Genomic DNA, 19,384 nt, shown 5'->3' on the forward strand with positions numbered 1-19,384 from the left:
CCGACATCGGCGTCTTGCGCGATTCCGACATCGGCGTCTTGCGCGAGTCCGACATCGACGTCGTCGTCTTCGACATCCTCGGCACGCTGGTTGACGAACCCGGCGGGTTGAAGGCGGGCATCCGGGCCGCGCTGCCCGTCTCCGACGAGGCGGCCGTCGAAGAACTGCTCGCCGTCTGGCAGGGGCACGTCGAGCACGAACAGCGGCGCATCGCGCAAGGAGACCGCCCCTACGCCCCGTCCGAGGTCATCGACGCGGAGGCCGCACGACAGGTGGGCGGCAGCGTGGGACTCACCGATCCTGCGGCCCTCGCCCGGCCGGCCACGGCGAGCCGGTGCCTGCCCCCGTGGGAGGACTCCGTCGCCGGTCTCGACCGCCTCGCCGGGCGGTTCCCCGTGCTCGGGCTCTCCAACGCCGGCCGCCCGGCCCTCTCGCGGCTCAACGCCCATGCCGGGCTGCGCCGGCATCAGGTCCTGTCCGGCGAAGCCGTCCTGGCCTACAAGCCCGCGCCGGACATCTACCAACTCGCTCTCGACACCGCCGGATGCCCGCCGGAGCGTGTCCTCATGGTCGCCGCCCACGCCTGGGATCTGCGCGCGGCCCAGGCGGCCGGTATGCGCACCGCCTACGTCCGGCGCCCGGCAGGGGACCCGCCGACGCGCGCCGACGCCTTCGACGGACAGTTCGACGGACTGGCCCCGCTGGCCCGGGCACTGACGGCGACGACGCGCTAGCCGGCCGCGGCGGCGTCCGCCTCCCGGCGCTCCCCGGCCCGCTCACGAGGGGCGGCCCGCTCACGAGGGACGCTCGGCCTCCGGATGTTCGGGATGCTCCGGATAGCGGCGTGGGGTCCACACGACCTGCTCGCCCGTGCCCCGCCGGACCCGCCGCGTCTGCGACGAGCCGACGATCAGCAGCGTGCGCATGTCCACCTGCGCGGGGTCGAGTTCGGCCAGCGGCACGGTACGTATGTGCTGCTCGGGGCCGCCGACGTCGCGGGCCAGCACCACGGGGGTGTCGGGGGCGCGGTGTTCGAGCAGGACCTCGCGCGCCTTGCCGACCTGCCAAGTGCGGCTGCGCGAGCCGGGGTTGTAGAGCGCGAGCGCCAGATCGGCCGCGGCGGCGGCACGCAGGCGCGCGGCGATGACCTCCCACGGCTTGAGGCGGTCGGAGAGGGAGAGCACGGCGTAGTCGTGGCCGAGCGGCGCGCCCACGGCGGCAGCGGCGGCGTTCGCGGCGGTCACCCCGGGCAGCACCCGTACCGGAACGTGCGCGTACGGCTCCTGCGCCGCGACCTCCACCACGGCGGTCGCCATCGCGAAGACGCCGGGGTCGCCGCCGGAGACGACGGCGACCCGCCGCCCGCGCCGCGCCAGGTCCAGCGCGAACTCGGCGCGCTCGGACTCGACGCGGTTGTCGGTGCCGTGGCGGCGCTGCCCGGGACGCCTCGGTACCCGGTCCACGTAGGTGGTGTAGCCCACGAGATCGTCGGCCGCCGCCAGCGCGCCCCGCGTCTCGGGCGTGAGCCACAGCGGCCCGGCGGGCCCGGTCCCCACGACGACGACCTCGCCGATGCCCGCGTCCGTGTCCGTGTCCGTGTCCGTGACGGCGTCCGAGTCCGCGTCCGTGCCCGCCTCCGGTTCGTCGTCCGGAGCGGCGAACCGGGTCGCGTCCACCCGGCTGGGCAGTACCGCCACGGCGAAGTACGGCACCGAGGCCGGGTCCACCTCCGCGAGCCGGCCCGTGCGCTCCCCTTCCATCGTGGCGCGCTCCACATAGCGCGCCTCGTCCAGCCGGCCCGAACGCTGCAGCGCGCGCCGCACCTTCGGGAAGGTACGGCCGAGTTTCATCACCGCCACCGCGTCGGTGGAGGCGAGCCGCGCGGTCAGCTCCTCCTCCGGCAGGGTGCCCGGCAGCACCGTCAGCGCCTCCTCGCCCTCCGAGAGCGGGGTGCCCAGCCGCGCGGCGGCAGCGCTCACCGAGGTGACGCCGGGAATCACCTCGGTCGGGTAGCGGTGCGCGAGCCGCTTGTGCATGTGCATGTAGGAGCCGTAGAACAGCGGATCGCCCTCGGCGAGCACGGCGACCGTCCGCCCGGCGTCCAGGTGCGCGGCCAGCCGCTCCGCCGCCTCGGCGTAGAACTCCTCCAGCGCGCCCCGGTAACCGCCCGGGTGGTCGGTGGTCTCCGTGGTGACGGGGTAGACCAGCGCCTCCTCGATGTGGTCGGCGCGCAGGTGCGCGGCGGCGATGGAGCGCGCGATCGAACGGCCGTGCCGGGCACTGTGGTAGGCGACGACCTCCGCGCCGTCGATGGCCTGGACGGCACGCAGGGTCATCAACGACGGGTCCCCGGGCCCGAGTCCGACCCCGAGCAGCCTCCCGGCCGGCCCGCCGTCGTGGGTGGCGCTTCCGGCTGCGGTCCCGTTCACAGTCACTCTTCCTCACTCGCGATCGCGTTGAGCGCGGCCACGGCCAGGGCACTGCCGCCCCGGCGCCCGTGGACGACCAGGTGGTCGAGCCCCGACGGGTGTGCGGCCAGCGCCTGCTTGGACTCCACGGCACCGACGAAACCGACCGGCACCCCGATCACGGCGGCGGGCCGCGGTGCCCCGGCCTCGATCATCTCCAGCAGCCGGAAGAGCGCGGTGGGCGCGTTGCCGACGGCGACGACGGAGCCCGCGAGCCGGTCGCGCCACAGTTCGAGCGCGGCGGCGGTACGGGTCGTGCCCAACTCGGCGGCGAGCGCGGGCACGGCGGGGTCGGACAGCGTGCACACCACCTCGTTGCCGGCCGGGAGCCGCCTGCGGGTCACGCCGCTGGCGATCATGGCGACGTCGCACAGGATCGGCGCCCCGGCGCGCAGCGCCTCGCGGGCCCGGGCGACCACATGCGGCGTGTGGGCGAGGTCCCGTACGAGATCGACCATCCCGCAGGCGTGGATCATCCGGACCGCGACCTGGCTGACGTCGGCGGGCAGCCCCGCGAGGTCCGCCTCGGCGCGGATGGTGGCAAAGGACTGGCGGTAGATGGCCGCACCGTCCTTCTCGTAGTCGAACACGGTTTCTCGCTGCCCTTACTGAAGTCGGATATCGGGGGTGGTCGTGGCGTTGCCGCAGGCACGGGCCGCCGCCACGGCAGCGGCCAGCTCGGAAAGGGGGACGGGGGAGACGGTTCCGCTGCCGCTGGTTCCGGTTCCGGTGCCGACGACGGACACGTGGTAGCCGTCCTCCCCGGCGACGGCATCCACATGGGCGCCGGGCGGACGGCCACAGCGCCGGGCGCACCCCGACCAGTAGACCGGGAGCAACGGAAGCCCGCGCCCGTCCCCGGCCTCGGCACCGTCCCCGGCCTCGGCACCGTCCCCGTCCTCGGCACCGAGCCCGGCCACCGCGTCCGCCCGTACATCGGCCAGCGAGCGCGCGCAGCCGGGCCGCCCGGTGCACGCGCCCACGCCCCGCCAGGGCGAACCGGGCTCGGTCACCAGTCCGGCGTCGGCGAGCGCGGCCAGGGCGGCCGGCACGCGGTCGGGCCGCATCCCGGGTACGACGACCCCGCGCCAGGGCGTCAGCCGCAGCTCGCCCGCACCCTCCCGCAGCGCGGTCCCGGCCAGCAGCCGCCACTGCGCGGCGGACAGCAGCCCGAGCGGAGCGAGTACGGACACGGCGCCGCGCCCCCCGTACAGCACCGCACCTGGGTCCGGCCCCGCACCGGCGGGCCCGATCGGCGGCAGGGCGGCGGCCCGCGCCCCGCGCACCCGCCGGGCCACCCCCCGCAGCAACTCCGTACCAGCTGCCGGGCCCGCACCCTCCGCCGGGAGTTCGGCGACCCGCCAGGCGCGCACGCCGTGCTCGCGCGCCGTCTCCAGAAAGACCTCGGCGGCGACGAGCGCGGCCCGCGCCGCGTCCGAGGCGTCCAGCCGGAGGGCGCCTGCGCCCACGATCAGCAGCGCCTCGTCACGGTCGGCCGCGAGCAATGTCACATCAGCGCCCAGCGCGGCGACGTCGCCCCGGCCGTCGTCCAGCGCGAACAGAAAGCGCCCCGAAAGCTCCCGCGCGGCTTCGCTTGTGCACAGCCGCGTGTCCAGTTCCGTCAGCCAGGGCCGTACGTCCGCCACCCCGCGCCCGTCGAGCCCCGAGCAGGGCGACGCCACGATGTTGCGCACCCGTTCGTGCGCGGGCGACGGCAGCAGCCCCACCGCGTCGAGCCGTTCGGCCAGCTCGCCCCCGCAGTCGGCCGGGAGCCCCCGCACCTGCACGTTGCCCCGCGAGGTCAGGTGCAGACCCCCGTCCCCGAGCCGCACCGCGCACTCGGCCAGCGCCTCGGCCTGCCCGGCGCCGAGCACGCCGCCGGGTATGCGCACGCGCGCGAGCGCACCGTCGTCCGCCTGATGCAGCCGCAGCGCCCCGGGACACGCGTCCCCCGAGGAGCGCGAAGCCCCCGAGGACCGCGGCTCCTCCGGAGCCCTCGGAGTGCCCGAGATCCGCGAAGTCGACGCATTCCGCGAAGCCTCCGAAGCCTCCGGGACCCCTACGCGTTCAGCCCCCGTTCCACGTTCGCCAACGCGAACATGCTCACGCGTCGGTGTCGCGTCCTCGTCGGACGCGCCGGTGGGGGGCCTGGTCATGGCGGCGAGCATACTCATCCCTTTCGGACGAGGCCGTGCCCGTTCGCCGCTCGCCGTTCGCGGCTCAGCGGGCTCCCGGCCGGGAGCCCGTACTCCCCAGCCCCGCCCCCTCACCCTTACGATGCTTGTCGGCGGGCCGCCCGGTCCGCCATCGCCGGCGACGGCGACAGGGGAGGAAGCCCGGTGTGAATCCGGCGCGGTCCCGCCACTGTGAGCCCGGCCCCAGCGGCCGGGTGAGCCAGGAACTCCCTTACCTCAGCTCTGGGTTCCTCCCCGGCCTCCGGCCGGACGGCTCCTCCGGAGCCGGGGAACCGATCCGAGACCACCCGGGGCGTGGACACCCCGAGGAAGGGCCGAACGCCGCCATGCCGCATGCGTCCCAGGACAGCGCCCCCCACCAGGGCGACCGCCCCAACGGCGACCGCCCCGAAGGTGACCGCCCCAACGGCGACCGCCCCGAAGGTGACCGCCCCAACGGCGACCGCCCCGAAGGTGACCGCCCCAACGGCGACCGCCCCGAAGGTGACCGCCCGGACGGCGACCGCCGCCACATCCTCCTCCTCTCCACCTCCGACACCGACCTCCTCAGCGCCCGGGCCGCCGAAGGCCCGGTCGGCTACCGGTTCGCCAACCCCTCCCGCCTCGCGCTGGACGAGCTGCCCGCGCTGCTGGAGGGCGTCGATCTGGTGGTCGTACGCCTGCTCGGCGGCGTACGCGCCTGGCAGGACGGGCTCGACCAGCTGCGCGCCGACGGCCGCCCCGTCGTCGTGCTCACCGGCGAACAGGCGCCCGACGCACAGCTGATGGCGGCCTCCACCGTGCCCATCGGTATCGCGGCCGAGGCGCACGCCTACCTCGCGCACGGCGGCCCCGCCAACCTGGAGCAGCTGGCCCGCTTCCTGTCCGACACGGTGCTGCTGACCGGCCACGGGTTCGAGCCCCCGGCGCAGGCCCCCTCGTGGGGACGGCTGGAGCGGCAGCCGCTGCCCGGCACCCAGCCGGACACCCCGCTGGTCGCCGTGCTCTACTACCGCGCGCACCACATGAGCGGCAACACCGCCTTCGTGCGCGAGCTGTGCGACGCCATCGAGCAGGCACACGGCCGGGTGCTGCCGTTGTACGTCGCCTCCCTGCGCGCCCCCGAGCCCGAGCTGATCGAGCAGCTGCGCGAGGTGGACGCGATCGTGACGACCGTCCTGGCCGCGGGCGGCACCAAACCGGCCGAGGCGTCGGCCGGCGGCGACGACGAGTCCTGGGACGCGGGCGCCCTCACCGGCCTGGACGTCCCCGTCATCCAGGCGCTGTGCCTGACCGCGCCGCGCACCGAGTGGGAGCGCAACGACGAGGGCGTCTCGCCGCTGGACGCGGCCAGCCAGATCGCGGTGCCCGAGTTCGACGGGCGGCTGATCACCGTGCCGTTCTCCTTCAAGGAGATCGACGCCGACGGGCTGCCCTCCTACGTCGCCGACCCCGAACGGGCGGCGCGCGTCGCGGGCATCGCCGTACGGCACGCCCGGCTGCGCCACATTCCCGCCGCCGACAAGCGGCTCGCGCTCGTGCTGTCCGCATACCCCACCAAGCACTCGCGGATCGGCAACGCGGTCGGCCTCGACACCCCCGCCAGCGCAGTAGCACTGCTGCGCCGCCTGCGTACCGAGGGCTACGACTTCGGCCCGGCGGACGGCTCCGAGGCCGACATCCCCGGCCTGGCCTCCGGCGACGGCGACGAGCTGATCCGCGCCCTGATCGAGGCGGGCGGCCACGACCAGGAATGGCTCACCGAGGAGCAGCTGGCCCGCAACCCCGTCCGCATCCCCGCCGCCGACTACCGCCGCTGGTACGGGGGTCTGCCCCAGGAACTGCGGGAATCCGTAGAGGAGCACTGGGGCCCGCCGCCCGGCGAGATGTTCGTGGACCGCAGCCGCAACCCGGACGGCGACATCGTGCTGGCGGCCCTGCGGCGCGGCAATCTGCTGATCCTCATCCAGCCGCCGCGCGGCTTCGGCGAGAACCCCATCGCGATCTACCACGACCCCGATCTGCCGCCCTCGCACCACTATCTGGCCGCCTACCGCTGGATCGCCGCGCCCCGCGCGGAGGGCGGCTTCGGCGCCGACGCCATGGTCCACCTGGGCAAACACGGCAACCTGGAGTGGCTGCCCGGCAAGAACGCGGGCCTGTCTGCCGCCTGCGCGCCCGATGCCGCGCTGGGCGACCTGCCGCTCGTCTACCCGTTCCTGGTCAACGACCCGGGCGAGGGCACCCAGGCCAAGCGCCGGGTGCACGCCACCCTGGTCGATCACCTCGTGCCGCCGATGGCGCGCGCCGAGTCGTACGGCGACATCGCGCGCCTGGAACAACTCCTGGACGAGTACGCGCAGATCAGCTCGATGGACCCGGCCAAGCTCCCGGCCATCCGGGCCCAGATCTGGACGCTGATCCAGGCCGCGCGGCTCGATCACGACCTCGGCCTGGAGGCCCGCCCGGACGACGACGGCTTCGATGACTTCCTGCTGCACGTGGACGGCTGGCTGTGCGAGGTCAAGGACGCGCAGATCCGCGACGGCCTGCACGTCCTGGGCAACGCCCCGGCCGGAAAGGACCGCGTCAACCTCGTCCTCGCCATCCTGCGCGCCCGCCAGATCTGGGGCGGCAGCCAGGCCCTGCCCGGACTGCGCGAGGCGCTCGGCCTGGACGAGTCGGCGGCCACCCGTACGACGGCGGACGCGGTCGAGGAGCGGGCCCGCGCCCTGGTCCAGACCATGGACGACGCGGACTGGGACCCCGCCGCGCTGCCGGAGGCTCTCGCCGCGCTCCCGGATGCCGCCGCGCTCTCCGAGAGCCAGGGCGAACAGGTGCGGGCCATCCTGGAGTTCGCCGCCCGGGAGGTCGTCCCGCGGCTGGCCGCTACCACGGCCGAACTCGACCACACCGTCCACGCCCTGAACGGCGGCTTCGTGCCCGCCGGGCCGTCCGGCTCCCCGCTGCGCGGCCTGGTCAACGTCCTGCCGACCGGCCGCAACTTCTACTCCGTGGACCCCAAGGCCGTCCCCTCGCGCCTCGCCTGGGAGACCGGCCAGGCCCTGGCGGACTCGCTCCTGGAGCGCTACCGCACCGACACCGGGGAATGGCCCACCTCCGTCGGCCTGTCCCTGTGGGGCACCAGTGCGATGCGCACGGCGGGCGACGATGTGGCCGAGGCGCTGGCGCTGCTCGGCGTCCGCCCCGTCTGGGATGACGCCTCACGCCGGGTGACGGGCCTGGAGCCGGTGCCGTACGAGGAGTTGGGCCGTCCCCGTATCGATGTCACGCTCCGTATCTCCGGCTTCTTCCGGGACGCGTTCCCGCACACCATCGGCCTGCTGGATGACGCGGTACGCCTGGCCGCCACCCTGGAGGAGCCCGCCGACCGCAACTTCGTGCGGGCCCACGCGCAGGCGGACCTGGCCGAACACGGGGACGAACGCCGCGCCACCACCCGCATCTTCGGCTCCCGGCCCGGCACTTATGGCGCGGGCCTTCTCCAGCTGATCGACTCCCGGGACTGGCGTACCGACGCCGACCTCGCCGAGGTCTACACCGTATGGGGCGGCTACGCGTACGGCCGCGAACTCGACGGCCGCCCGGCCCGCGAGGAGATGGAGACCGCCTACAAGCGGATCACCGTGGCCGCGAAGAACACCGACACCCGCGAGCACGACATCGCCGACTCCGACGACTACTTCCAATACCACGGTGGCATGGTCGCCACCGTCCGCGCCCTGCGCGGCACGGCTCCCGAGGCGTACATCGGCGACTCCACCCGCCCCGAGACGGTGCGCACCCGCACCCTGGTGGAGGAGACCTCCCGCGTCTTCCGTGCCCGCGTCGTCAACCCCAAGTGGATCGAGGCGATGCGCCGCCACGGCTACAAGGGCGCCTTCGAACTCGCGGCGACGGTCGATTACCTCTTCGGCTACGACGCCACCACAGGTGTGGTCGCCGACTGGATGTACGACAAACTCACCGAGACCTACGTCCTGGACGAGACCAACCGCGATTTCCTCCAGCAGGCCAACCCCTGGGCCCTCCACGGCATCGCGGAACGCCTGCTGGAAGCCGAATCGCGCGGTATGTGGTCCAAGCCCGACCCCGGGGTACTGGACGCGCTCCGCCAGGTCTACCTGGAGACGGAAGGCGACTTGGAGACGGACGACTGACCCGCCGGCCGCCCGCGCCCCCGCCCGATGGCGGACCGGGGTGCGGGCGGCGCACGGCGGGCCGTCGCCGTGACGTCAGCTGGACTTCTGAAGCGCCCGGAACTGGTCGATCCACACCCGGTTCCGCCCGGGCAGACTGCCCTTGCCCGACTGGACGGTGTACGGGCAGAACAGGCTGTTGAGCATCCACGGATTCTTCTTCGCGCCGAAGTCCGAAGTCATCGCCTTGTCCTGGCTCACACCGTAGGTGGCCACCGCGAGCCTCCCGGTCTTGCGGAACTGCTCGACCTGGTCGCGCAGATAGTTCTTGTTGTCCGCGAACCAGGGACTCATGGAAAGGAAATCGTCCCATTTCTTCTGGGAGAAGGGCTCCTCGGTGGCCGAACGGAGCACCTCCCACACCTTTTTCCCCTGGGCGTCCTCATAGGCGCGGGCGAACCGGGGGGACACCGGGTCGGTCAGGTGCTGTTTCCAGAGCAGTACGAGGGAGAACTCGGTGGCCAGGAACTTCTGCTCGGGCCGCATGCGCGGAAGCACATAGTCGAGGTACTGCTTGGCACCGGCCAGCGACGTCACATGCGGATGGATGTCCACCCCGTCAATGGCCTTGGTCTTCTTCACGAAGCGCATCCAGCGCGCGGTCGCCCCCGTCTGGCCGCCCTTCCAGTCGAGGTGGTTGAGCGCTCCCATATAGAGCTTGGTCTTCCCGGCGGAGTGGTTGTCGCGGTAGTCGATGACGCGCTGGGCGAGCTTCTCGTAGAAGAGGTTGAGGCGACGGTCCCGCTGATCCTTCCGGGTCTCCAGGAACGGCTCGTTGCCGATCACCAGAATGTCCACCCGGTCCAGGACGGTCGGCAGCACCTTGTCCAGCCGGGCGAACGCGGTCTTCCACGCCGGGCTGCCAGGAGTGGGGATGTCCTGCTGGCTGTAGGGGAATTTCAGCGACAGCACCGTGCCGAATCCCCGCTTCTTGGCCTCCAGAAGCTTCGCTATCTGCGGCTTGTCGGAAATCGACCCCTCGTCGGCGTCACGCATGGGGAAGAACCCGCGCAGCCAGGTGGCTGAGATGTCCTTCAACTCGGCGAATTCCACCGTGGCCGGGTCGCCATTGAAATTCGCGCCGAGGACCCCCGCGGGCGGCGGTGCGGACGAACGCCCCCCGTCGCCGCGCTCTTTCTCCCCTCGCCCGCCCGCCTCGTGCCCCGACCCGGAGCCCGACCCGGAGCCCGACCCGGAGTCGTCGTCCCCGCACCCCGCGAGCCCCCACGCGGCCAGCCCCGCGCCCGCCACGATCCCGGACATGCGCAATACCCGCCGCCGCGGCAACCTCTGCCCTACTCCTTGCCCTTGCCTCTGTCCCTGTCCCGCCGCCGCTCCATCCGTGCTCCCGCCGAGGTGCTCCCTCATCAGGACTCTCCCTTCCCCGTGCCACAGTTGGCCGAGCTGCGACGTTTTGTGACAAGTGGTGCCATGTTGTGGTGACTTGTTGTGGTGACTTATGGCGTGTGGTGTGTTGTCGTGTGTCGTATAGGGCGCTTTTTGTGACGTTGACGTTGACGTTGACGTTCACGTTGACCTTGACCTTGACGGCGCGGCCGGGCCGAGGCGCGCCGGAATCCCGCTGCGGGACCCGGCCGATGCGCACGCGGACGCGCACACGGACGCGCACGCCGCCGCAAGGCCCACGCGGAGAGACGAAGCGGGCGCTCGGCCGCCGGGTCTGCGCCCCGGGGCCCAGACCCCGGGACTGCCGGGAGCGGCACCGTCGCCACAGCGCGGCGTTCGCCGCGCCGCACAGCCGTCGCCCCTCTGAGCAGCCCTGAGCAGCCCTGGCCAGGGGCGCCGTCGGCCCCGGAAACCGCGTGCCGCACAGCATGGTGGCCCTCGCCCTTTTTCGTCAACGAGACGGAATCAGCCTCGCCGCTGAGACGGAACCAGAGCTTCCGCGGTTCCGGCCGGTCCTGGTCCGGCTGGTCCTGGTCCGGCTGGTCCTTGTCCGGCCGGACCGATCTGATCCGCCCGGACCCGGACCCGGCGTGACTCGTCCGGCACTCAGCCGTTCCTCCCGCTCCCGTCCGACCACCAGGGCCGCGTGGCCTTGGGCCAACTCGGCGAAGGTCCGGGGCGGACGCCCGGTCAGGTCCAGCACCGCCGCGCTGACCAGGTCCACCCGGCCCGCCTCGATACCGGCGTCCACGGCGTCGAGAGCCGAGGCGAACTCGACCGGCAGGCAGGCACGGCCAACGGATTGCAGTAGTCCCGGTAGCGGCGATCAACTCCTCGCGGACGGTGACCACCGTGCCGTAGCCGAGCCGGTGGGGCGCGCCGGAGCGCACCGTGTGCCCGTGCGCCCGTGCGCGGTGAACTCCACCACGAGGGTGCCCCCCCGCTCCGTGCGGTGGACGGTGACCGTGGGCATCGGTCGGAGGTCCATCCGTTCCGGGTAGCCGGAACGGCAGCCGCGCACTGCTTCCCGCCCGTCCAGCCGCCGTGGCGAGTCACCCATGGCGAACGACAATTCGGCGGTTCCGTCCTCGGCCCCCAAGTCGGCGATGGCTGCCATGTCCTTGGCAGGCGGCAGGCGGCAGGCGGCAGGCGGCAGGCGGCAGGTCGAGCAGGTGACGGAAGGTCTCCTCGGGAGTGCGTGGCACGGCGTTCCTCCGCCGTCCGGCGAGGTGTCGGCCCACCTCGGAGGGGGCGTCGGCCCCACCTCGGACGGGGCGTCGGCCCGGCGCCGAGGAACGGACGTACGAGCCCCGGACTGCTGATCCGTGGCTGAGCCGGGAGCCCTGTGCCAACCTGACAAGGTGAGCAGAGGTGAACTGGGGGACTTCCTGCGCCGACGGCGCGAGGCACTCCGCCCCGATCAGATGCCGACCACGGCCCTCCACCCGCCCGGCCGATCCCGCCGCACCCCCGGTCTGCGCCGCGAAGAGGTGGCCGCACTGGCCGGGGTGTCCACCAGCTACTACGAACGACTGGAACAGGGACGCGCCCCCTACCCGTCGCCGCAGGTGCTGGCCGCGCTCGGTACAGCGCTGCGGCTCACCGTCGCCGAGCGCGAACATGTGACGCGGCTGGCAGGCCACTACTCCCCCCTCCCGCCCGACACCCCCACGGGCCCGAGCGGAGGCGCGGCCCCGGACCCACCACCCGAGGCCACCCAGCCCCCCAGCATCAACTCCCCTCCCCACGCCGCTTCCAGCACCACCCCCCACCCCATTCCCCACTCCAATACGGCCGTTGGCCCGGCGCCGGTACCCGCCGGGATCCGGCGCATGCTGGATGGATTCGGCCCCATCCCCGCCTACCTGGTGGACGCGCGGCAGGACATCGTGGCCTGGAACGATGCGGCAGTCGAGCTGATCACCGACTTCGGACTGATGCCGCCCGAGGAGCGCAACACCGTACGGCTGGCCATCCGGCTGCGCGGCACTCTCCGCTCGGCGCCGGTGGGCGACGAGGACGCGTTCGACCGCCAGGCCGCCGCCGAACTGCGTACGGCCGCCACCCGCCACCCGTCCGAACGCGTACTCGGCGAGCTGGCGGACGAGTTCGCCGCGCACAGCCCGGACTTCGCCGCCGCTTGGCGCGAACACGACGTACGGCCCCTCTCAACCCTGCGCAAGCATCTGCACCACCCCGAGCTGGGCCGCCTCGAACTGGACTGCCACACCCTGCTGATCCCGGCCACCGACCTGCGCCTGGTCCTTTACACAGCCACCCCAGGTACCCCCACCGCCACAACCCTCACCCGCCTCGGCCCCCGCACTCCACCCACAGCCTCACCCCCACCGACAGCCTCACCCTCACCCCCACCCCCACCCCCGCCCTGAAAGCGGTGGCTGCCGTGACCACCAGCCCGCTCCCCGGGCGCGTGCCCGCCCCCACAGTGTCCGGGGGAAAACCCCACCACGAACAGTGGTGCCCACGCGATCGATCTGCCGTGCCCCGCCTCTGATCATGGATGGATGCACACGACGATCAGCGTTCTCGGGGCGGATGCCTGGACAACTCACCCGGCACTGACGGTGGGGCCGGCACTGGCTCTGACTGTGCCGATAGCAGTGGCCGCCGCGTGTCTCCTGCGGGTATGGCCGCTCTCGGACCCTTCGCGCAGGAATCCTCAACCGGGCACCCCCAGGGGAAGGGGGAGCCATGGGTCCCAGAGGGGGCCACGGGATACCCCTTCCCCAACCGGGGCCGAGAGTCCTCCCCAACCGGGGCCGAGATCCTCCTCGGCCGGGGCCGAGAATCGCCGCGCCGAACGGGACCACCCCGCCCCCTCGTTCGACCTCAGCGGGCGAGAGGCCCGCTCCTGTGCGGCTCGGGAGCGGCGGAGCCGAACAGCAGTTCCGAGCCGAGCGCGGTGAGGGAGTGGTGGGCGGTGCGGCCCGAGCGGCGGGTGGCGACCAGCCCGGCCTTGCGCAGCACCGTGGTGTGCTCGCTGGCGGAAGCGGGGGAGAGGCCGACGCGCCGCGCGAGCTGGCCCGTGGTCACGCCGTCCGCGATGACCTCCAGCACGGCGGCGCGACTGTGCCCCAGCGGCGCCGCGAGCCCCTGGTACGGCGCGGATCCGCCCCCGTACGGAACCGCGGCGCTCCCGGCCCGGCCGACCAGGCCCTCCGGAAGACCGGCGCAGCGGCCAGTGCGGCCGGCGGGGGATGCGCGGCGGCCTGGTAGTAGAGCGTGGGCTGCTCCTCCGCCGGGTCGCAGGGCAGGTACGCGCAGAAGGCGGCGGGCGCCAGCAGCAGGGCCCGGCCGTTCAAGTGGTAGTCCTCGCCGGCCCCGGAACCGGCCATCTCCAGCACGGGCGGACGCCGGCGCAGCCCCGGACGCAGCGACTCCAGGACCCGTTCGACGCCGCCCTCGCGCAACTGCCGTGCGCGCCTCACCTGTTCGACGGCGATATCCGCGGACATCGCACGCCAGTAGGGGGCGACGGCCACGCGGTGGTAGGAGTGCACGGACTCGGCCACCCGGTCGAGCATTTCGCGGTCCCCCTCGGCCAGGTACCGGGCCCACGACGGCATGGCACGGCGGCCGGCGACGTACGCCAGATCGGCGCGCAGCTCCCCCGGGGGCGTCGCGCGCAGCCGCGCCAACTCCTCCTCCAGCGAGGGCAGTCCTTCGGTCGGGCGCAGGAAGCGGGGGAGGGGCTGGGCGGGCGAGGCCACCGCGAGCGCCCCGAACAGCCCCGGCCGCTCCGGCGTCCAGTTCCGCCGCACCGCGCGCCGCCACAGGTCCAGAGCGGGCGGCCCCGGGCTGACCCGCAGCCGGAAGTCGCTGAACGCGGCCGCCGCCAGCGGGCTCGGGGCGGACGCGAGACGGGTGCGTGCCAGGTCGCTGACGGTGAAGTGAATCCGCATACCGGTCCGGTCCTTCCGCGCCGCCAAGCCTTCGCGGGCGCCTGCCCCCGGACCGTTCGGCGAGACCCGAATCGTCTTCCGGGCCCGGCCCGCACCGGCCACCGTAGGCCGTGCGGCCCGAAAGCGGGACGAACGAGCCAGGACGAGCCAGGACGAGCCAGGACGAGCCAGAACGAGCCAGGACGAGCCGAGGCCGAGCGAGGGAGGATCACGATGGGCGCGACGGCAGGACAGAGCACAGTGGACCCGATGGCGCGGCGGTGGACGGCCGGACGGCGGCGCCGCGCGAGGGCCGGAGCATTGGCGTTCCTGCTGGTGGCCGCAGGGGCGGCGACGACCACCGGGGCCGGAGCGAGCGGCGCGGCGGGCACCGGAGGGGACTCGTCGGCCAGCGACACCACGCTCCCGGCACGCGCCCCCGCCAACGGGAATGCCGCGCCCCCCGCACCCACCACGGAGGCCGCGGGTGCCGCAAGGGCCGCGGGTGCCGCAAGGGTCGCGGGTGCCGCAAGGGTCGCGAGAGCCGCAGGCCGGGGCTGGCACGGCCCCGTGGTCACCCACCCCGCCCAGCCGGAGATCGACTACCCGCGCGGAGAGGTGTGCCCCTTCCCGACACACGCGGAGTTCCCCGCCGTCGACATGGTGCAGAAGACCTGGACCGACGACGCGGGAAACCCGGTGTTCGCCCTCGTGAGCGGCCCTCTGGTGATGGACGCCACGAACCTCGACACCGGAAAGACAATCCGGCGCGACCTCTCGGGCACGGGCACCATGTCATACCCGGAACCGGGCAGCACCACCCATGTACTGAGCGGCGGCGACTGGGGCGTGGGCCTGCACACCGGGGACAGCCCGGTGCACAACAAGTGGCTCGTCTCGCGAGGCTTCATGTCCGTCAAGTTCACGGAGAAGGCCAACGCCGGCACCACCCGCGAACTGCTCGCCCTGGAGGGACGCTACGAGAATTTGTGCAACACACTGGCCAAGTAGCACGCCCCGCGCCCGTCTTCGAGACCGTTTCCCGGCCCGGCGCAAAAGTCTCGGCCCCTCTCCAACCACATTCTTCCAAGGAGTTCTGCCGAACCACCGCCCCAGGACCACGCCATCGACGGCGACCACGTGCCCAACGGCGCCGCCCTTGACGCGCAGTTGAACGGCCAACTGGCAGCGATGAAGACGAAGTCCTCCGGAGAGCCGACCCCGCTCTGGGAAACAGGTCAAGGCCCCCTGCGGCGCTGCGACGCAGGACGGGGATGGTGACTGCGCGCAGCAGACAAGGTCGCTGGTGCGTAGCTGGATACATCCTCAGTCGCACGAGACAGGCGATCCCGCCCCTTCGTCCCTGAGAACCCCGGCCAAGGTCTTCACCCAGAATTCTCCGAACGATCTCCAGAAACACATCAGAGGCCCGACCCGCTCTCACGGATCAGGCCCCTGACCTGCTGTTCCTTCAGTCGGGGTGGCGGGATTTGAACCCACGACCTCTTCGTCCCGAATGAGGTTCGGTGAAGATCGCCACCGGCCTGGATTGCATTTCTACAGGTCAGGGCATTGGTGTGGGTCGGTTTGGCGCTGCCTCGTGTGGGTTCGGAGAGCGAGTCGGCTCCCAGATGGCTCCCCGCCGGCCTGCCTCATACGGACGTACGGTCGGCCCCGGAACCCCCTTGACGTTGACCCCCTACCCGTTGACCAGCCCTGTGCCACGGACCGGAAGCGCCAGAGGTAGGGACTCGGCTATTGCACATCCTGTTCGTCGGCTGCAGAGGCCCTTCCGCGGAGGTCACAGCTATCAAGGGCGGCGTGTAGGAAAGGACTAGCGCCAGCAAGGACCGCAGCCCCAGCGCCGATCGGCGTGCCCAAACTCGGGCTGAGCCAGACGGCCAGGATTGTTGTGAGGGCGAGGGCGCCACTCAGGAGGACCCAGGGTGCGATGACGGGCCTCTGGGGGTTCCTTCGTCGGCGGCGTACATTCATGCTGACACCTTCTTCGTGCGATGCGTGGACTTGGTGTGAGAGCGGCCTCCCGTTGCCCCGGGGGGCCGCTCGCTGCTCGGCATGAACACTGTGCTGCATAGACAACTACCTAACGGGGCCTACCCAGTTACCCTTTGGCCCGCATGAAGCCACTAGGGCGGACGCAAGATTATGCAGGTGCCCTGGGGGCGGCGCTGCGGCCAAAGGGTCAGGGGTACCTCGGCAACCCTTTGGCCCGCATCTAGTTTCTAGGGCGGACGAAAGACACCGCAGGTCACCTCGGTGGACCTGTGCGGCCAATGGGTACGGAGGTGTGAACGGGGTGTCCAGGAGTGCGGAGCGACGTGCCCGGCGGCTGCGGGAACTTCAGCAGATGGAGCCGATTCTTGAGAGTGCGATGACAGCAGTGGGGGAACTACATGCCCGCGGCGTACAACCCCGTACCGTGAAGATTCGGGCGCCCTTCATCGTCGGTGACCGGTGGAGCGAGCCTCCTATCCAGCGGATCTCTGCGCCCCGAGGATTGAACCTTCAGTTATATCTGATTGCGATTTTCGAGGCTCACTGTCGAAAGCGCAATGGCATTGTGGGGCCGAGCCCTTTGACGGTTTCCATGGGTGCGCCAGATGCCCCGTCCTGGGTGGATCTCGTGGTGTCGCGAGCTAAAGGTAACCTGCAAGCGGTGAATCCAATTACAGAGCGAGGAAATAGGGTTCGCCAGGTTAAGTCTGCATTTGCGAGACTCGCCGCCGAAAATCTTGCGCTCAGAAACGTTGGTACGCCCTCCAAGCCAATGGCTGTAATGCTGCTGCACGAGTCAGGGGCATCTGCATCCGAGAAGTATGACTATGCGGTGCCCGCCGCGTATGAGGTTGCACCATCGGTAGTCACCCTTTCCGAGCTATTTTTCATGAACGGCTGGGTGCATCTCATGAGTGACTCGGAGATCCGGATGTACTTGGTGCTAAAGCATCTTTCTGCTCGTTTTCCTCGGGTGCATAAAGATGAGGGTGTTTTCTGTTCTGAGCGCGAGCGTGAATCGCTATATCGCATATCTCGTGACGTATATGAAGCTCATCTTGCTCTGGAGAAGTTCGGCCTGATTGAACGAGTGCGGGATCCTTCGCGGCATGCTGACGGTAAGGTAGTAAATTTTCATCAGATGGCCGCATCTGGGGAGACTCTGCCGCCTCATCGGTTCAGGGTGGCTGGGAACCTTGCGTTGAGTGATTTTGCGTTCGCGAGAATCAGAAGAGCGATGCTAAATTTTCCGCTGAGCTTTGCGGAGTCGCAGCGGAGAAGGGAACTAGGGGTGTGAATCAGCCCGGCGTGTCAGACGCCTGACCACTTCCGGATCGGCCTAGCACGCCCACGTCGTGGCTGGCATGTGGAAGCGCGACCGGCCTGGTCCGTTGGGCGGCAGGCACTCCTATGGCGCTCCAGCCTCGGCAGGGCTTTCGGGTTCTTCCAGCGCGGCTCGACGGAACATCCCAACTGCCTGCGGATACGCACTTTCCTCTGGATAAGCGATTGTGTACCCAGGCAAAGCCGTGATCTGCCATCCCGAGAGGGGTCCCCATGCCAGCTCCCTGAACACGGCACGTGCCGGCTGTCCTTGAGTCACGTCCTTACCAGGAGGTGGCGATGGGTCGGGTAGAGGAGCATGACGGAAGCCATACGGCAGGCTCTGGCGTATGTCGCGTACGAGATCGGAAAGAGTGGTCCCCTCGATTGCCTGTGGGAAACACCAGTCGAGATCGATGGGGTAGCACAAGTCGAAGTGCTGTTCCTTGAGCCTGGTCCTGTCTCGATTGCGCCCGGGGTCTCTCGCGCTGAAGCCGTTGTAGTTCCAGGGGTACATATCATCCGAAGTGATCAGACGCTCCAATGGGAGCCAGACCGTTGAGGCGTCCATGGGGATCATTTGGTAGCTCACGGCCTCGGATGGCAGATTCTGGCGGCCCGATACTTTACGCCGAACAGACTCAAGGCTGCGTCGGAGATCCTTCTCGGACTTACCGAAGTACACTGCCCGATTTTGTAAAAACAACCTATAGACCCCCGGCGAGCGGGGAACGCCATCGAAGGGTTGGCCAGTCAAGGGGAACGCCGGCAGGGTGGTGAGCTTCTGGTTTAGCTGCTCTGCCACCGCCCGGACCAGGTCCACGCCGAAGGTGAGCGGCTCGGCTGCGGTCCCAGTGGATTCTGCGTGCCCTGGCTCGCCACCCGAGGGTTTTAGTGGAGGCTCAGTTAGCGTTACAGGAACAGCACCCGTCGGCATATGGGCTTGCTGCCACAGCTTGCGCAGAATCCCTACCTCTGCGACGACACTGCTCCCGGCCAATGGAGCGAGAACCTCGGCCAGCGCCTCGACCAATGACCAGGCGGGCAGTTGCACATGCGAGAAGGCGGAGCGGACCCGCTCGTGACTGGCTGTGGTCCGGTAGTCGCCGAGCCTGATGGCCCTGGAGATGTCTCGACTGCTTGGGTATCCCGCCCGAAGGTGAAGGTCGTGCAGCGCGTTGTTCAGTGCGCGATGTGTGTCTGAGCCGAGGGAAGGTCTGGAGAAAGAGCCCACCGTCAGATCGTGTCAAGAACTGTCCAGTAGAAGCGGCGACTTGTGCGGCCCTACCAGGGGTACACAGTGTAGCCGACGGCGGTCTGTCAACTCTCGGCAAGTCTTGCCATGAAGCGTCCTCCCACCCAGCTCGCCCTGGAGCGTGGACTACGGGACCGCACCACAAGGGTGCAGTTCAGCAGAGGAGAGACCATGACTCCGTCTATGCCACCGCAAGGGCCCAAGCCTGCGGTCGGATCCCCTGACAGCATGCGCTGCAGAGTGGTCCTCGCTGCACTCAAGGGAACATGTTCTGGCATGGCACGCGCCGTTACAGCCTGGCTGCTCGCTCAGATGGCTGGGTGGCGTGAGTGAAGGAAGAACCACGCCACATCAGGCCCCCTACCGGGCCCACCCAGGGCTCGTCATGAGTCGCAGCAGGTAAGTTTGGGATTCATCGCCAACCGTTGAGGGAGACTTCCGGTCCGCCTTCGAGGTAGCTGTAGAGGGCGCTGGCGGTGGTGTCCACGAACTCTTCGGGGATGGCGGCGGCGTCGACCCAGCGGACCTGAGCGTGCTTGCGCGGCTCGCGGTTCTCGGGCTCGCCGGTCCGCTTCGCCATCGAGGGCCGAGCGCAGAGCACGTTGGCGGCTCGTTGCCG

At 70.8% G+C, this 19,384-nt stretch carries 14 protein-coding genes, 1 pseudogene and 1 riboswitch; of the genes and pseudogenes, 6 read left to right on the forward strand and 9 right to left on the reverse strand.

The genetic code is table 11. The features are described from left to right. Window positions 1–38 precede the first annotated feature (38 nt). Window positions 39–734, forward strand: a complete 696-nt coding sequence (locus tag ABD339_RS09170; RefSeq protein ID WP_425575946.1) for a haloacid dehalogenase type II — start codon at window positions 39–41, stop codon at window positions 732–734. Window positions 735–794: 60 nt separating this feature from the next. Here ABD339_RS09170 and ABD339_RS09175 read toward each other — a convergent pair whose 3' ends face one another. Genes ABD339_RS09175 through ABD339_RS09185 form a run of 3 tightly spaced genes read right to left on the reverse strand, consistent with a single transcriptional unit; the run spans window position 795 to window position 4,636 of the window. Further along, complete coding sequence (locus ABD339_RS09175; RefSeq protein WP_344564060.1) at window positions 795–2,429, reverse strand: precorrin-2 C(20)-methyltransferase; 1,635 nt, start codon at window positions 2,427–2,429, stop codon at window positions 795–797. A 2-nt stretch (window positions 2,430–2,431) separates the two neighbouring features. Then, the gene (locus ABD339_RS09180) at window positions 2,432–3,058 is read right to left on the reverse strand and encodes a precorrin-8X methylmutase (protein WP_344564064.1); all 627 of its coding nucleotides are present in this window, start codon (window positions 3,056–3,058) and stop codon (window positions 2,432–2,434) included. Window positions 3,059–3,073: 15 nt separating this feature from the next. Next, window positions 3,074–4,636, reverse strand: coding sequence for a precorrin-3B synthase (locus ABD339_RS09185; RefSeq protein WP_425575938.1), 1,563 nt, complete (start codon window positions 4,634–4,636; stop codon window positions 3,074–3,076). A gap of 160 nt (window positions 4,637–4,796) precedes the next feature. Further along, window positions 4,797–4,872: riboswitch (cobalamin riboswitch) on the forward strand. Window positions 4,873–4,989: 117 nt separating this feature from the next. On the opposite strand from ABD339_RS09185, the gene cobN reads away from it, so the two are divergent. Then, the gene (gene cobN / locus ABD339_RS09190) at window positions 4,990–8,823 is read left to right on the forward strand and encodes a cobaltochelatase subunit CobN (RefSeq protein ID WP_344564067.1); all 3,834 of its coding nucleotides are present in this window, start codon (window positions 4,990–4,992) and stop codon (window positions 8,821–8,823) included. Window positions 8,824–8,898: 75 nt separating this feature from the next. Here cobN and ABD339_RS09195 read toward each other — a convergent pair whose 3' ends face one another. After that, window positions 8,899–10,125: a hypothetical protein gene (locus tag ABD339_RS09195; RefSeq protein ID WP_344564069.1), complete on the reverse strand. Its 1,227-nt coding sequence runs from the start codon at window positions 10,123–10,125 to the stop codon at window positions 8,899–8,901. 790 nt (window positions 10,126–10,915) lie between these two features. On the opposite strand from ABD339_RS09195, the gene ABD339_RS09200 reads away from it, so the two are divergent. Beyond that, the gene (locus ABD339_RS09200; RefSeq protein WP_344564071.1) at window positions 10,916–11,080 is read left to right on the forward strand and encodes a hypothetical protein; all 165 of its coding nucleotides are present in this window, start codon (window positions 10,916–10,918) and stop codon (window positions 11,078–11,080) included. A 15-nt stretch (window positions 11,081–11,095) separates the two neighbouring features. On the opposite strand, the gene ABD339_RS09205 is transcribed toward ABD339_RS09200, so the two are convergent. Further along, the gene (locus ABD339_RS09205) at window positions 11,096–11,386 is read right to left on the reverse strand and encodes a nuclear transport factor 2-like protein (RefSeq protein ID WP_344564073.1); all 291 of its coding nucleotides are present in this window, start codon (window positions 11,384–11,386) and stop codon (window positions 11,096–11,098) included. Window positions 11,387–11,630: 244 nt separating this feature from the next. Between ABD339_RS09205 and ABD339_RS09210 the strand changes: the two genes are divergently transcribed. Further along, the gene (locus ABD339_RS09210; protein ID WP_344564075.1) at window positions 11,631–12,659 is read left to right on the forward strand and encodes a helix-turn-helix transcriptional regulator; all 1,029 of its coding nucleotides are present in this window, start codon (window positions 11,631–11,633) and stop codon (window positions 12,657–12,659) included. Between the two features lie 460 nt (window positions 12,660–13,119). Here the strand turns inward: ABD339_RS09210 and ABD339_RS09215 are convergent, their stop codons facing one another. Next, on the reverse strand, window positions 13,120–13,347 hold the full coding sequence (locus ABD339_RS09215; RefSeq protein ID WP_344564076.1) for an ArsR/SmtB family transcription factor: 228 nt from the start codon (window positions 13,345–13,347) through the stop codon (window positions 13,120–13,122). After that, on the reverse strand, window positions 13,320–14,192 hold the full coding sequence (locus ABD339_RS09220) for an ArsR family transcriptional regulator (RefSeq protein WP_344564077.1): 873 nt from the start codon (window positions 14,190–14,192) through the stop codon (window positions 13,320–13,322). Before ABD339_RS09220 ends, ABD339_RS09215 begins: the two co-directional genes overlap by 28 nt. A 213-nt stretch (window positions 14,193–14,405) precedes the next feature. On the opposite strand from ABD339_RS09220, the gene ABD339_RS09225 reads away from it, so the two are divergent. Both ABD339_RS09225 and ABD339_RS09230 read left to right on the forward strand, forming a co-directional pair. Continuing rightward, entirely contained in the window at window positions 14,406–15,182 is a 777-nt protein-coding gene (locus tag ABD339_RS09225) for a hypothetical protein (RefSeq protein ID WP_344564079.1), read from the forward strand. A gap of 1,429 nt (window positions 15,183–16,611) precedes the next feature. After that, the gene (locus tag ABD339_RS09230; RefSeq protein ID WP_344564080.1) at window positions 16,612–17,484 is read left to right on the forward strand and encodes a hypothetical protein; all 873 of its coding nucleotides are present in this window, start codon (window positions 16,612–16,614) and stop codon (window positions 17,482–17,484) included. A gap of 111 nt (window positions 17,485–17,595) precedes the next feature. On the opposite strand, the gene ABD339_RS09235 is transcribed toward ABD339_RS09230, so the two are convergent. Next, window positions 17,596–18,744 carry a hypothetical protein gene (locus ABD339_RS09235; protein WP_344564082.1) on the reverse strand — a complete coding sequence of 383 codons (1,149 nt, stop codon included), beginning with the start codon at window positions 18,742–18,744 and terminating at the stop codon, window positions 17,596–17,598. Between the two features lie 433 nt (window positions 18,745–19,177). Then, window positions 19,178–19,333 (reverse strand): annotated as a pseudogene (locus ABD339_RS09240) (NUDIX hydrolase); the annotation flags it as partial. Between the last annotated feature and the right edge of the window lie 51 nt (window positions 19,334–19,384).

It is taken from the genome of Streptomyces axinellae (genome assembly GCF_039532135.1).
Classification (GTDB): Bacteria; Actinomycetota; Actinomycetes; order Streptomycetales; family Streptomycetaceae; genus Streptomyces; species Streptomyces axinellae.